This is a genomic window from Rhodococcus sovatensis (genome assembly GCF_037327425.1).
In the GTDB taxonomy this organism is placed as follows: domain Bacteria; phylum Actinomycetota; class Actinomycetes; order Mycobacteriales; family Mycobacteriaceae; genus Rhodococcoides; species Rhodococcoides sovatense.
Window position 1 is genome coordinate 1,115,398 of the sequence record NZ_CP147846.1, and the last position, 13,706, is coordinate 1,129,103.

A 13,706-nucleotide genomic window follows, 5' to 3' on the forward strand; every position below is an offset into this window, starting at 1 on the left:
ATTGTTAGAGGCCGTGTATTTACGTGATGAGGGCGCGAAACTGGATCGGATCGTGCGCGCAGAATACGCGCGGGCCGCCCGGCGTTGTGGACAGATCTGCGAGTCGGCGTTGATTGGTTCGGAGTAGCTTCAGATCGTCGGCGAACAATGCCTCGGCCATGGAGATCGATCTCCCTGATCGCTGACCGGTGACTGCCCGGCGGTGGTGGAACGCATCGCCGGCGTGTAGTAGCCATCCGTGTTCGGGGTCGCGGATGGCGACAACACTATGTCCTGCCGTGTGGCCGGGCATTGGAATCATCCACACCGAGTCGTGCAATTGGTGCCCGGCCATTCCGAACAGTTCCCCGGAACACTCGACGTAGCCCGCTGATCGGTGTTCGATCGCTGCCAGATGCGTTGGGCGATAACGTACTTTCGCCGGTATGCCCGATCGAGTCTGTGCCGATTTCAGCTCGACGGCGGTCGTGTGGACGGTCGCAGACGGGAAGTCGGCCGCGCCGCCGGCGTGATCGAGATCCAGATGGGTCAATACGACGTCGGTGACATCGTTCGCTGTCCATCCCAATCTGTCGAGCTGGTCGAGCGCCGTCTCCGCGCTATCGAGGGCGGGAAGGAGGAGACGGAAGCCTGCTCCGAGTCGGGCGGTGGCGTGCGCGACGTCGTCCGTACCCAGACCGCTGTCGACGAGTACGAGACCATGTTCGAATTCGCACACCAGCACGTGACTCACCAGCGCCGGACCACCGATCCGCGCCCGAAACGTCCCGCAGTTGATGTGGCGAACCCTGACCAGCGAACCCAGCGATTGCATGGTGGACATCATTCCATCCGCGCCCCTACGCATTCACTCTTCCCGCGATCCGCTTGCGTTCCCGCGAGCCCGATTGCCAGCGCGGAAACACAATGGGTTCGCAGGAAACCAGGATGCCACTGCGGCGGAGCCGCAATCCTACTGCTCGGCCGATGTGATTTTTCGGAACGGCCGGGCAGCTTCGAGTTCGAACGCCAACTCCAGCAACGTTGCTTCGGCGCCATGGTCGGCCAAGAATTGAACACCGATCGGTAGGCCGTCAGTGGTGTGCGCCAGCGGAAGCGAAATTGCCGGGCCACCTGTGGCGTTGTTGAGCGGAGTGAACGCGACGTACGCCAGAAGTCGCGGGAACAATACATCGAAACCGTTGGCGGGGGAGAGGAATCCGAGCTTCGGTGTCGTGTGTGCAAGCACCGGCGAGACCATGACGTCGATGTCGGAGAAAGCTTCGTGATACCTGTCCGCGGACCGTCGGAGTCGATGAATCATCTGTGGGGTTCGCCAGAAGTTGCGCATGTAGACGCGTGACAGGCCACGGGTCAACGCATCCGTTCCGGCCGCGTCGAACGTCGGGTCCATCACCTTCTTCCCGAACCTCCGAACAGCAAATGCCAGGAAGGCCCAGTAGATCTTGAAATCTTCCTGGAACTCGCGAAGATCCTTTTCCGACAACGGCAGCCCCAGTTCACTGACATCGTGTCCAAGATCGGCCAGTAGGTGGGCGCTGTCCTGGACGGCCAGTCCGGTGGTCTCGTCGACGGGTATGCCCGGCAGTGATTCCGTGATCACGCCGATTCGGAGTCGACGGTTCGACGGGCCCTCGATCAGCCCGACCGGACGCAGCTTCGGAGGTGTTCGGTACCTCTCGACTTGCGCCACGAACGCGGCTGTGTCCCTTACTGTGCGAGTGAGAACCCCGTTGGACACGATGTTGACCGGCATTCCAGAGGAATGGGCGTCGGCGATCTCACGGCCGCGGGTGAGCTTGAGTCCGACCAATCCGCATGCTGCGGCGGGTATGCGAATGGAACCGCCGCCATCGTTGGCGTGCGCGATCGGGACTACACCTGCGGCGACAAGAGCCGCTGATCCGCCCGAGGAAGCACCGCTCGAGTAATCGGTGTTCCAGGGATTGCGGGTCGGTGGCAGAGTCTCGTATTCGGTGCTCGCGTTGAAACCGAACTCGGGCAACGTCGACTTGCCGAGGCTGATCAACCCGGTCGAGAGGAACTGATCGGTGAATGCGGCATTGCGCGACGCTGGGCGCGAGTGAATGGCGAGCGAACCGTGATCGGTCGGCAATCCAGCGACATCGGTGTTGTCCTTGACGAACGTCGGAACTCCGGAGAAGACGCCTGCAGGCGGGGTTTGTGCAAGTGTGCGTGCACGGTCGAAGTCAGCAGTCTGGATCGCATTCACACGCTCGTTCACGGCGTCGGCACGTGCAATCGCGGCATCGACAGCCTCGAGTGAACTGATCTCGCCCGCCTCGATTGCCGCGGCAATACCCGTTGCATCGAGCTCACCCAGAGCATCATCGGCAAACGCATGTACGCGGCCTGGACATGACATGAAGACCCGCTTCCTCGTCAGCTGCGATAGTCGACCGAACCGATCGACTATCGCACACTCGCGATCGAGCACGAATCGAAGTGGGTCATTCACAACGAATTCGACGCGGCAGAGATCTTCGCGTGATGTTGAGGGCCGGTCGTTCAGTCGAAGTGCATAGACCGATGCTCCGGCCGGAAGGTCTATGCCGCGGTATGTCTTACTTCGGGGTCAGTCCGTCTTCGGAGTCGGTGCGTGGAACGGGATGTGGCTGTCACGCTCTGCGTCGAGGCGCTTTTCGAAGGCGTCGACCTGTGCGTCGAGCTCTGCTGCATCCGGTACGTTCTCGTCGTGGCCGGGAGCGCCGAGGCCGGGGTCGGCCGCATCGATCGAATCGTCGTGATGATGTCTGGGCATGAATGGCTCGGTCATGGTTCATGATCGGATTCGCGCCCAAACGTTGTCAACCAACGGCAGATGAATTCAGCGGAGAAGAACCTGCTTGTGTCAGTCGTCGCCGCGGGGCGGTGGTTCGACGTCGACACCACCGGAGTTGTGCTCCGGTCCGGCGGCAGGGTGCCCGGCGGGAACGCGGCTACGCGAGCGTGCGGCCTCGCTGTCGGAAGGCGTGGCGCTGAACTTGCGACGCCAGGCTTCTTCCGGCCGGTAGGGGCCTGGCTTCGGCCGAATCTTGCCGCCGGGGAGGGCCAGTCTCGCGATGGTGCGGTGCACCATGCCCCACTGCTGCATCAGCGGCCCACTGTTGTACGGCAACTGGTAGCGCTCGCAGATGTCCTTGATCTTCGGTGCGACCTCGGAATATCTGGTGCTGGGCATGTCCGGGTACAGGTGGTGCTCGACCTGGTAGCTGAGGTTGCCGCTCATGAGGTGGAACAGGGGACCACCGTCGATATTGGCGGCGCCGACGAGTTGACGGACGTACCAGCCACCGCGGGTTTCGTTCTCGACCTCTTCCTCGCTGAACGTGTATGCCTGATCCGGGAAGTGACCGCAGAAGATGATTCCGTGCGACCACACGTTGCGGATGATGTTCGCCGTGAAGTTGGCAGCGAGGGTGGACAGGAACGTGCTCTCGATACCGCTGAATCTGCTGTCGAAAAACGCGGCCGTCTTGCGCGATGCGCCGAAGCGGGTGGACGAGCGCAGCTTTGTCGCGATCCTCGACCTCTTACTCTCGCGCAGTCGGCCGCCCGACGCCAACTGTGCCAGTGCAAACGCGCCGGCACTGATGACCGGCCAGCCGACGTAGTCCTTGACGAACTGCTTGCGTGCCTTTACCGCAATACCTTTGAGGTCGCTGATGACATCTTTGGCGGGCTTCTCGCCCCGTCGGATCGCCTCGATATCGAGGTCGTGCAATGCGACGCCCCACTCGAAGAACGCCATCAGGAGGACGTTGTAGAACGGCTGGGCTAGATACACCGGATGCCATTTCTGGCGCGGATCGATCCGCATGATCTCGTATCCGAGATCTTTGTCCTTGCCTCGAATGTTGGTGTACGTGTGGTGGACGTAGTTGTGCGAGTGCTTCCAGGACTGCGCTGTGGATGCCGTGTCCCAGTCCCACACCGAGGAGTGGATCTCTGGATCGTTCATCCAGTCCCACTGCCCATGCATGACGTTGTGACCGATTTCCATGTTTTCGAGAATCTTGGCGATTCCGAGGCATGCGGTGCCGGCAACCCAGGCAGGCTTGCTCGTCGAGCCGAGCAGCAGAACTCGACCTGCGACGAGCAACTGGCGTTGGGCCGCGATTACGGAAGTGATGTACTTGCGGTCCTTCGCGCCGAGGCTCGCATAGACCTCGTCGTGAATGGCGTCGAATTCTTTGGCGAGCTCGGCGATGGTGTCGTCGCTGAGATGTGCCAGTGGATTGACTGGATCTATCCTGGTTGTGTCTTCGATGGTCATGCGTACCCCTTGTCGCAATTGAATCGTGAACTCATAGTTCGATTTCGATGTCGCCCTCTGCCGTGTTCACGCAGATCCGCACCGCTTGCCCCGTAGGTTCCGAGACGTCCCCGTTTCGAAGGTCTCGTAAACGCCCGGACTTGAGCGTGCCGACACAGGTATGGCAAATCCCGATGCGGCAACCGAAGGTCAAATCGAGACCCGCGTCTTCGCCTGCGGCCAGAATGGTGGTGCTGCCGTCGCACTCGACGTCCTTGTTGCTGTTGGTGAAGCGGACGGTGCCGCCCTCACCTGCATCGTCACCCCCACCGATGACAGGTTGGAAGCTCTCGTAGTGGAACCGATCGGAATTGCCCTGGTCCTTCCAGAACGACCGAAGATCGTCCAGATGCTCGCCCGGACCCGAGCAGAACGCGTCGCGCTCGCGCCAGTCAGGGACCAGCGCGTCCAACTCCGAAGCCTTCATCCGGCCTTCGTCGCTGGTGATACGGAGCTCGAGACGCAGCCCGTCGTGTTTTGCCGCCAGCTCTTCGAGCGTCTCGGCGAACATGAGCTGTTCACGGGTGTGCACCGAGTGCACGACCACGATGTCGGACATCTGGTCGTGGTGATCGAGACTGCGCAGCATGCTGATGATGGGCGTGATGCCGCTGCCTGCGCTGATGAACACCATCTTGTCCGGGATCGGACTCGGTAGCGTGAACTCACCCTCCACCTCGCTGAGACGGACGATGTCGCCCGTCCTGATGGTCCCCACCAGGTACGGCGAGACGGTGCCCTCCGGTACGAGCTTCGGGCTGACGCTCACGAGGCCGTCAACCGGGTCGGGATCGGACGTCAACGAGTACGCCCGCCAGTGGTAGCGGCCGTCGATGAGTACACCGAGACGTACGTACTGTCCCGGCGTATGACCTGCCCATTCGAATCCGGGCCGGATGAACACCGACACCGCATCCGATCCTTCGGGCGCGACTGAAACCACCTGGCCCCGCAACTCCCGTGTCGTCCACAGGGGGTTGATCATCGACAAATAGTCGTCGGGTCTCAGCGGATTGAACAACATTCGGACAGCGCGCAGCGCCGTCCTACGAACCAATGAAACCTGGGGCTTGGCCCCCCGCTCTGCCACATCTGCAACGTAACCGCCACTCAGCGGGCTTCGTGCGAAAATCGGCCAAATGGGCCGAATATTTTTGCATTGCAAGCAGATTGGAGATTCAACGATCGTCTCCGGGGCACGCGAATGCCCGAGCGCCCGGCGCTCCGAGGCAGGTATTACCCGTCAGTAGCTTACTCAAACATCGCCAAACTGCCCTGCGAACTCGAACGAGTGCGTACTGCGTGACTACCGCACAATGAAACGATGAAAGCAGCAATCTACGAGACGTTCGGCGGCCCGATCGAGATACGTGAACTACCGAATCCGACGTGCTCGCCGCACGGGGTCGTCGTCGAGGTCGAAGCTACCGGTCTGTGCCGGAGTGACTGGCACGGCTGGCGCGGTCACGATCCTGACATTCCGCTGCCGAACATTCCTGGTCATGAACTGGCAGGAATCGTCGTCGAAGTCGGTGACCTCGTCGAACGTTTCGCCGTCGGCGCCCGCATCACGGTCCCGTTCGTCAATGCCTGCGGGGACTGTCCGCCATGCCGACGCGGCGACCAGCAAGTGTGCGACGTTCAAACTCAGCCCGGTTTCACCCACCACGGATCGTTCGCCGACCGAGTCGCGCTCGAACACGCGGACGTCAATCTCGTCTTGCTCCCCGACGAGATCGACTTCGACACCGCCGCAAGTCTCGGATGCAGGTTCGCGACCGCCTACCGGGCGGTCGTACAGGTAGCCGGCGTACAGCGAGGAGATGTGGTCGCGGTGCACGGGTGCGGCGGCGTCGGGCTGTCAGCGGTGATGATTGCGGCTTCCCGAGGCGCACACGTGATCGCCGTCGATCCTGCGTCGGCCAGTCGTGAACTCGCCCGCACACTCGGGGCAACCGAGGCGTACTCGGACGCGTCCAGTGTGCGCGACGTCGACGTCTCGCTGGATTGCTTCGGCGCGATGGAAACGATGCGGGCGTCCATCGGTTGCCTGCGTCCGCGTGGCAGGCACGTTCAGGTGGGCCTGCTGGGCGAAAACGGATCTCCGACGGTCGACATGGGCCGCGTCATCGCCAAGGAGCTTCAGGTGCTGGGCAGTCACGGGATGTCGGCCCACACCTACCCGGCGATGCTCGCCGAGATCTCGGCGGGGACCCTACGCCCGCAGGCGCTTGTCCGGGAGGTCATCGGTATCGAGGAGGCGGCGGCCCGGCTGATGACGCTCGATGCGTCGGGTGCCGGCGCGGGCGGGGTGACAATCGTGCATCCGTGACAACTGCCGCCTCCACCCGAACACCCCCGCCCCGAACGCCCCGCCCCGCATGCGTCAGCGCCAACCCAGTGCGGGTGCCACCTCGGTGAGTAGCGATTCCATCACGTGCGCGCAGTAGTCGACGCCGAGTTGGTTGGGAACGGTGAGCAGCACGGTATCGGCGGCGGCGATAGCCTCATCCGCGGCAAGTTCCTCGATGAGTCGGTCCGGTTCGCCTGCGTAGGACTTGCCGAAGCGAGCAATGCCTCCGTCGATGTACCCGACCTGATCCTGTCCCTCTGTCTGCCGCCCGAAGTAGGCGCGGTCCGTTTCGTTCACGATCGGAAAGATGCTCCGACTGACCGAGACGCGCGGCTCATGTGAGTGCTGGGCGTCTGCCCAGGTCTTGCGAAAGCGCTCGATCTGCTCGGCTTGCAATTGGTGAAACGGGACTCCGGTGTCCTCGGTCAGCAGCGTCGAACTCATCAGATTCATGCCCTGCTCGGCCGCCCATTCTGCGGTCTGGCGGTTTCCGGCTCCCCACCAGATCCGCTCGCGCAAACCAGCAGAGTGCGGTTCGAGACGAAGCAATCCCGGGGGATTCGGGAACATCGGGCGAGGATTGGGCTCGGCGAATCCCTTGCCTTCGAGGAGGTCGAGGAACGTACGAGTGTGATCGCGAGCCATCTCCGCGTGATCGGTGCCGTCCTGCGGAACGTGACCGAAGTACTTGTACCCCTCGATCACCTGCTCGGGCGATCCTCGGCTGATGCCGAGCTGCAGTCGGCCTCCCGAGATGAGGTCGGCAGATCCCGCATCCTCGGTCATGTAGTAGGGGTTCTCGTAGCGCATGTCGATGACTCCGGTACCGATCTCGATGGAGTCGGTCTTGGCGCCGATCGCCGCGAGCAGCGGGAACGGCGAGGAGAGCTGATTGGCAAAGTGGTGCACGCGGTAGTACGCGCCGTCGGCGCCCAACTCCTCGGCAGCAACCGCCAGATCGATCGACTGAAGGAGTACTTCCGAAGCGGACCGCGTCTGGGACTGCGGTGACGGCGTCCAGTGACCGAACGACAAGAACCCGATCTTTTTCATTGTCGCTTCAACAAGAGACGCAAGATTCCTATTCCGCCTCCGCGCTCACCAGCGAATAGGCGGGTGAGACACTGAGTCCGTGGATGTGCGAGCAAGGAACAATGTGTCGATCGTGGGCAAGGACGGCGGCCCGACGGTCATGCTTGCGCACGGTTTCGGTTGCGATCAGCAGCTGTGGCGTGCCGTCACCGAACTGTTGACGCCGACGTGCCGCGTCGTGCTGTTCGATCATGTGGGAGCCGGTGCATCCGACGTGGCGGCGTGGGATCAAGAACGCTATTCGTCTCTCGATGCATACGCGGCCGACGTCGTGGACATCGTGACCGATCTCGATCTGCGGAACGTCACCTTCGTCGGTCACTCGGTGGCATCGATGATCGGCGTTTTGGCGGCGGCGGCGCGACCGGACTTGTTCGCCCGGCTCGTTCTGCTGACACCGTCACCCCGGTACATCGACGACGGTGACTACCGAGGCGGGTTCAGCATCGCCGACATCGACGAACTACTCGACTCGCTCGACAGCAACTACCTCGGTTGGTCTCGCCAAATGGCTCCGCAGATCATGGGCAACCCCGATCGTCCTGAACTCGGCGACGAATTGACCGAGAGCTTCTGCAGGACAGACCCTGCGTGTGCTCGATCGTTCGCGCGAGCTACCTTTCTGTCGGACAATCGGGCAGATCTGGAGCGGGTGGTGACTCCGACTCTCGTGATCGACTGCGCCAACGATTCGCTCGCTCCACCATCAGTGGGACGCTATGTCTGCGAACACATCACAGGCAGCTCCTTGATCACGCTGGATGCGAGTGGACACTGCCCACAGGTGAGCAACCCGGATATCACTGCGCAGGCGATTCTGTCGTTCGTCGACTTCTCATGAACGACCGTCCGATGAACGACGCCGATCCGCTGCTGCACGACACCGCCGAGGATCTCTACGAGTTCGCACCGTGCGGTTACCTGTCGACCTGGCCCGACGGCAGGATCGCGAAAGTGAATGCCACCCTGTTGAAGTGGCTCGAGTACGAACGTGGAGAACTGCTCGGACGCTGCTTCGCGGATCTCCTCACAGTCGGCGGTCGCATCCATTACGAGACTCATTTCGCGCCGCTGCTCCTCACTCGCGGCTCGATCGAGAGTGCAGCACTCGATCTGATCGACTCGCACGGCGAGCGGCTTCCTGTCTTCGTCACCGCGAACACCAGGATGGGTCCGGACGGGGTTCCGGCTCTGATTCGTATCACCGCACTCGACGCCAGGGAACGACGCTCCTACGAGCGCGAGCTGATCGAGGAACGCCGACGCGCCGAATTCGAACGTGAGCGTGTGCAGGTACTCGCCACCACTCTGCAGCGATCGCTACTGCCTCCGTCGCTTACGCCGCCCAACGGAGTCGACGCCGACGCGTACTACCACTTCGCCTCGAATTACGACGTCGGGGGAGATTTCTACGACCTGTTTCCGTTGTCGGACAATCGGTGGGGCTTCTTCCTGGGAGACGTGTGCGGCAAGGGCCCCGAGGCTGCAGCCATCACCTCGTCGACGAGATACACCCTCCGCGCGGCGGCGGTGTACGACCGAGATCCGGCAACGGTGCTGCGCGATCTCAATTCGCTTCTCCTGCAGGAGTTCGGACAGGAAGCGGCCAAATTCTGCACCGTCGTGTTCGGGATCATGACCCTCGGTGGGGGTGGACTCGACGTCGAATTGGCCAGTGGCGGGCACCCGCCGGCAATGCTGCTCCGAAAGGTCGGCACCGCAGAGTATTTGGACACGCCGGGCGGACAACTCGTAGGGATTCTTCCTGATGCTCGGTTCGTGTCGACTCGCATTCGGTTGATGCCGGGGGACACCGTGGTGCTCTATTCCGACGGCCTGACCGAAGCACGCACCGGAATCGGTCGCGAGCGTTACGACGACGACGGAGCGTTGCTCGAGTTCGCGAAGGCTCACGCCCCGTCGAGCGCGCACCGAATCGTCGGCGTACTTCGCGACTTGATGGAGAGCTTCGGCGCCGGACTGGAAGACGACGCGGCGATCATGGCGTTCGGGTTGCCGGCGTCGGATCACTCCGTCTGAAACTCGCGTGACCTGCCGCAAAGCGGTTGTTAGTCTCGCAGGCGTGGAATGGGACGAAATTCGAGACCCCGACGAGTTGACCGCCATGTTCGGCACGCCGAGTTATCGAGCTGCGAACAAGGACCGCTCCGCGCTGCACGCGCTCGATATCCAGTGGCTCGCGCACTCACCGTTCTGTCTGATCGGTACTGCCGACGTCGACGGTCGGTGCGACGTCTCGCCGAAGGGAGATCCCGCAGGCGAACTCGTTCGTGTGCTCGATGAGAAGACGATTGCAATTGCCGAGCGTCCGGGAAACAAGCGCATGGACGGCTACCGAAACGTCCTGGCGAATCCGTTCGTCGGTATCAACTTCTTCATTCCGGGTCGTGGCGACACCCTCCGGATCAATGGTGGCGCCCGCCTCGTCAAGGACGCACCGTTCTTCGACGAGATGTCGGTGAAGGGGCATCGACCCATTCTGTGTCTCGTAGTCGACGTCGAGCAGGTCTTCTTTCATTGCGCCAAGGCGTTCATGAGATCGCGACTGTGGGAGCCACAGTCCTGGGATCCGGCGGTGATGCCCACGGTTGCGGCCATCACGAAAGCAGTCATGCCGGACTCGCCGGAGACGGTTGCCGAGTTGGAGGAGTACTTCGGCCCGGCCTACGAGAAACAGCTCTACCAGAGTCAGTCGAGTCGCCCGAATGCCACTGCGCCGAGGATGGTGTGAGCACCGGCGATGATGCCGTCCAACGGTTCCGACTCGGGGGCAAGCAACCACTGCTGCGTCATCATGAGAATGGCGCCGACCAGCCCGACGGCGAGGGTTCGTCGATTCGGGCCCGCGAGACCGTTGGCAAGCCCGACGGACGTCGCGAGGGCGAGCACCGCGTCGACGAACAGGGACGTCGTCTGGCGATACAGAGCGTCGATCGCGGCCGAGACCCCCAGTACCTCGAGTAACACGATGCGTGCGGATCGTGGGTCGTCGGCGATCGTGCGAAAGAAGTTCGACAGAGCGGCTTGAAGGACTTCCTCGGCGCTGGTCTCGTGTTCGGTCGCTGCGCCGGTAGCAGGCGGATGGATGCTGGTCAGCATCGTGGCCGTGGCACGTCGGTAGACCGCTTCGAGCAGGTCCTCGCTGCTGTCGAACGATTCGTAGAAATACCTCTTGGTCAATCCCGCCGTCGCGCAGATCCGATCGATCGATGCCGAGCGGTATCCGGTTGTTCCGAACACCTCGACTGCGGCGTCGAGGAGTTGCTCGCGTCGTGTCTCGCGTCGCTGGCCCGGCGTCGATCCGCGGTACGGGCGGCCGGTGTCGGTGTCGGTCTCGGAAGTGCTCACTCAGCGATCTTGACACCGATCGGTATCAGATGGGAAGTCACGAGAGGCGCAGCGCCAGATAGAACTCGACCCTGTCCTCGAGTCGGGAGAGATCGCGGCCGGTCAACTCTTCGATGCGCTGGATCCGGTAGCGCACCGAGTTGACGTGAAGGTGCATCTGATCGGCGCACTTCGTCCACGACCCGTTGGTGTCGAGGAACGCCGACAAGGTCGCGATCAGGTCGCTTTTGTGCACATCGTCGTAGTCGGCGAGGGGCGTGAGCAACCGCGAGCGGAACATCCGTCGAACATCGTCGGGAACTCCGGCCAGCAACAGTACGAGGGTGGCAAGTTCCTCGTGTCCGACGACATAGCGGTCGTCGTTGCGGCGTGCGGCAAGCTGACGCGCATGCTTGGCCTCCTCGACGGCGCTGCGGATGTCGCGAGAGGCGACGAGGCTGCTGACGCCGATGGACAGTCCGGTACCTGTCAGTCCCGGGGAGAGGGCTCCGACGGCTCGTTCGATTGCCGGGGTGAGGTCTTCGTCAGCGGGCACGATCGCAATGACCTCGCCGTCGGTGATGCCGACCGCCGACATAGGGGACGCGTAGGTCTCACGGACCAACTGACGAACTTCGCCGAGACGTAGCACGTCCTCGGACACTGCCGCTGCGATTGCGATATAGCGTGACTCGACCGGAAGACCGATGACGTACATCTGCTGAGCAATGTCCGACGCGCTCGCCCCCTCGGACACTGCGCGCACGAATTCCTGTGCGAGGATGCCGGATCCGGTGAGTCGGTCGTCGGATCGGGCACGCTCGACCGCGACAATGGAGGACAGTTGTTCGGCGAGCGCCAACCGCTCCGGATGCCAAGTCTGCCAGTCGCTTCGGACAGCTACGAACCAGTCCACGACACGCGCGGCGGAATCGCTGTCCACCGGTAGCAGGGAGATTCCGTACTCCTCGACGTAGTGGGGAAGCCTGCGAGCGATCAGAAACTCGCGCGCGAGGAAGGCCGGGTCCGATAGACCTTCCGGGCCTGCAAGGACGTTGCCCGACGCAGTGGACACCCAGCATTCCATCCCGAGTTCAGTGCCGACGAGATCGAGCAGAGGGCCTATGCCGCCCGGTCCGGTGCTTTCGACAAGGCGTTGGTGACGGTCGAGCACAGCCTTCAGGTCCGAGGTTCTTGCCGTCGACAACTGGCGGACGACAACCTCGGTCACGGTCGCGAACGCGACATCCGCGGGAACCCGGAACAGCGGCAAGCCGTGCTCGCGGCATGCGGCAACGAGGTCGTCGGGTACCAGCCCTCCCTCGGATGCTGCAACCGCCGCGACCCCGGCTTTGGCGACCGAACTGACGAAGGCATACGAGTCCTCAGGGCCGGTATGCCACACCAGGCCGGTGAGCACCAGCTCGCCCCCGGTCAGATAGCGACTGGGATCGAGCATGTCGGTGGTGACCACCCAACGGATGACTGGATCGAAATGCTCGGGCGCGACCACCTGGTGCAGCTTCAGGTCGGACAATCCCAGCAATTCATGCAGTCTCACGGCGAATCGACCTCGCTCTTTGTAGGAACCTCCAGAACCTACACTGTGATCGCCGTCATAGTTCGTCGTTCTTGTCTCTCGTTCACCGGATGTCGCGCAGGTGTACTGAATGCACACACCCGACATCGAATAGTTGGAGCGAGCACGATGGACTTTCTACGGCCACAGACCTGGGCCGACGCACTGACGGCCAAAGCCGACGACGTCGATGCAGTCCCGATTCAGGGCGGCACCGACGTCATGGTCGAGATGAACTTCGACGTTCATCGGCCGGGAGCACTCCTCGATCTGAACCCCATCGGCGAACTCACCACCTGGGAACAACTGCCCGACGACACCCTTCGCGTCGGAGCGGGGATGCCGTACGTGCGCATCATCGAGGAACTGGGAGACCGGCTGCCCGGCATCGCGCAGGCGTCCCGGACCGTCGGATCTCCACAGATTCGGAACCGGGGGACCGTCGGCGGCAACCTCGGCGGCGCATCGCCCGCCGGCGACCTGCACGCACCACTCCTCGCAGCAGGCGCCGTGATCGAGGTGGAGTCGGCCGCCCGCGGAACTCGGATGATTCCGGCCGCCGACTTCTACGTCGGCGTGAAGCGGAACTGCTGCGAGCGCGACGAACTGATCAGAGCGTTCCACGTCAAGCCCGCAGCTGGTCCGCAGTACTTCTCCAAGATCGGTACTCGCAATGCGATGGTGATCGCGGTGTGCTCGTTCTCGATAGCGCTCTACCCCGGTGAGAAGCGAATCGGAACCGGACTCGGCTCCGCTGCGCCGACGCCCCGGCGGGCTTATGCTGCCGAGGAATTTCTCGCCGGCGTGCTCGACTGGTCCGGTCCGTTGGACGACCGGGTGGTCGCGCGATTCGGCGAATTGGTGGCGGACGCTGCGAGCCCCATCGACGATGTTCGCGGCACTGCGGACTACCGCAGACATGCATTGGCCGTCATGGCGAAGAGAACCCTCGGCTGGGCCTGGAAAGACCTCGGCAACAACGGAAAGGCGGCGTGAGA

General features: G+C 62.6%; 13 protein-coding genes. 5 read left to right on the plus strand and 8 right to left on the minus strand.

Annotated features, from left to right (window positions below):
• Positions 1-19 precede the first annotated feature (19 nt).
• The 5 genes from WDS16_RS05145 to WDS16_RS05165 form a co-directional block, all read right to left on the minus strand.
• The gene (locus tag WDS16_RS05145; protein ID WP_338891015.1) at positions 20-814 is read right to left on the minus strand and encodes an MBL fold metallo-hydrolase; all 795 of its coding nucleotides are present in this window, start codon (positions 812-814) and stop codon (positions 20-22) included.
• Positions 815-952: 138 nt separating this feature from the next.
• The gene (locus tag WDS16_RS05150; RefSeq protein WP_338891017.1) at positions 953-2,386 is read right to left on the minus strand and encodes an amidase; all 1,434 of its coding nucleotides are present in this window, start codon (positions 2,384-2,386) and stop codon (positions 953-955) included.
• A 210-nt stretch (positions 2,387-2,596) separates the two neighbouring features.
• Positions 2,597-2,797 carry a hypothetical protein gene (locus WDS16_RS05155; RefSeq protein WP_338891019.1) on the minus strand — a complete coding sequence of 67 codons (201 nt, stop codon included), beginning with the start codon at positions 2,795-2,797 and terminating at the stop codon, positions 2,597-2,599.
• Between the two features lie 75 nt (positions 2,798-2,872).
• Positions 2,873-4,297, minus strand: coding sequence for a fatty acid desaturase family protein (locus WDS16_RS05160; protein ID WP_338891020.1), 1,425 nt, complete (start codon positions 4,295-4,297; stop codon positions 2,873-2,875).
• Between the two features lie 31 nt (positions 4,298-4,328).
• Positions 4,329-5,426, minus strand: coding sequence for a ferredoxin reductase (locus tag WDS16_RS05165; RefSeq protein WP_338891022.1), 1,098 nt, complete (start codon positions 5,424-5,426; stop codon positions 4,329-4,331).
• A gap of 234 nt (positions 5,427-5,660) precedes the next feature.
• Here WDS16_RS05165 and WDS16_RS05170 point away from each other — a divergent pair, with 234 nt between their 5' ends.
• A complete protein-coding gene (locus WDS16_RS05170) occupies positions 5,661-6,668 on the plus strand; it encodes an alcohol dehydrogenase catalytic domain-containing protein (protein WP_338891023.1) in 1,008 nt (335 codons plus the stop codon).
• 54 nt (positions 6,669-6,722) lie between these two features.
• Here WDS16_RS05170 and WDS16_RS05175 read toward each other — a convergent pair whose 3' ends face one another.
• Complete coding sequence (locus WDS16_RS05175; protein ID WP_338891024.1) at positions 6,723-7,742, minus strand: LLM class flavin-dependent oxidoreductase; 1,020 nt, start codon at positions 7,740-7,742, stop codon at positions 6,723-6,725.
• Between the two features lie 79 nt (positions 7,743-7,821).
• On the opposite strand from WDS16_RS05175, the gene WDS16_RS05180 reads away from it, so the two are divergent.
• Genes WDS16_RS05180 through WDS16_RS05190 form a run of 3 tightly spaced genes read left to right on the plus strand, consistent with a single transcriptional unit; the run spans position 7,822 to position 10,533 of the window.
• Entirely contained in the window at positions 7,822-8,622 is an 801-nt protein-coding gene (locus WDS16_RS05180) for an alpha/beta hydrolase (RefSeq protein ID WP_338891026.1), read from the plus strand.
• A gap of 11 nt (positions 8,623-8,633) precedes the next feature.
• Positions 8,634-9,821 (plus strand): PP2C family protein-serine/threonine phosphatase, encoded by a 1,188-nt coding sequence (locus tag WDS16_RS05185; RefSeq protein WP_338891027.1) that lies wholly within the window; start codon positions 8,634-8,636, stop codon positions 9,819-9,821.
• Positions 9,822-9,864: 43 nt separating this feature from the next.
• Positions 9,865-10,533, plus strand: a complete 669-nt coding sequence (locus tag WDS16_RS05190; protein ID WP_338891028.1) for an MSMEG_1061 family FMN-dependent PPOX-type flavoprotein — start codon at positions 9,865-9,867, stop codon at positions 10,531-10,533.
• On the opposite strand, the gene WDS16_RS05195 is transcribed toward WDS16_RS05190, so the two are convergent.
• Both WDS16_RS05195 and WDS16_RS05200 read right to left on the minus strand, forming a co-directional pair.
• Positions 10,491-11,150: a TetR/AcrR family transcriptional regulator gene (locus WDS16_RS05195; protein WP_338891030.1), complete on the minus strand. Its 660-nt coding sequence runs from the start codon at positions 11,148-11,150 to the stop codon at positions 10,491-10,493. The two genes, WDS16_RS05190 and WDS16_RS05195, sit on opposite strands and share 43 nt — an antisense overlap.
• Before the next feature lie 37 nt (positions 11,151-11,187).
• Complete coding sequence (locus WDS16_RS05200; protein ID WP_338891032.1) at positions 11,188-12,690, minus strand: PucR family transcriptional regulator; 1,503 nt, start codon at positions 12,688-12,690, stop codon at positions 11,188-11,190.
• Between the two features lie 147 nt (positions 12,691-12,837).
• On the opposite strand from WDS16_RS05200, the gene WDS16_RS05205 reads away from it, so the two are divergent.
• Positions 12,838-13,704: an FAD binding domain-containing protein gene (locus WDS16_RS05205; RefSeq protein ID WP_338891033.1), complete on the plus strand. Its 867-nt coding sequence runs from the start codon at positions 12,838-12,840 to the stop codon at positions 13,702-13,704.
• Positions 13,705-13,706: the final 2 nt, after the last annotated feature.

Coding starts and splice junctions, on each gene's coding strand:
- WDS16_RS05145 (WP_338891015.1), bottom strand. CDS start 814: ATGCAATCGCTGGGTTCGCTGGTCAGGGTTCGCCACATCAACTGCGGG.
- WDS16_RS05150 (WP_338891017.1), bottom strand. CDS start 2,386: ATGTCATGTCCAGGCCGCGTACATGCGTTTGCCGATGATGCTCTGGGT.
- WDS16_RS05155 (WP_338891019.1), bottom strand. CDS start 2,797: ATGACCGAGCCATTCATGCCCAGACATCATCACGACGATTCGATCGAT.
- WDS16_RS05160 (WP_338891020.1), bottom strand. CDS start 4,297: ATGACCATCGAAGACACAACCAGGATAGATCCAGTCAATCCACTGGCA.
- WDS16_RS05170 (WP_338891023.1), top strand. CDS start 5,661: ATGAAAGCAGCAATCTACGAGACGTTCGGCGGCCCGATCGAGATACGT.
- WDS16_RS05175 (WP_338891024.1), bottom strand. CDS start 7,742: ATGAAAAAGATCGGGTTCTTGTCGTTCGGTCACTGGACGCCGTCACCG.
- WDS16_RS05185 (WP_338891027.1), top strand. CDS start 8,634: ATGAACGACGCCGATCCGCTGCTGCACGACACCGCCGAGGATCTCTAC.
- WDS16_RS05205 (WP_338891033.1), top strand. CDS start 12,838: ATGGACTTTCTACGGCCACAGACCTGGGCCGACGCACTGACGGCCAAA.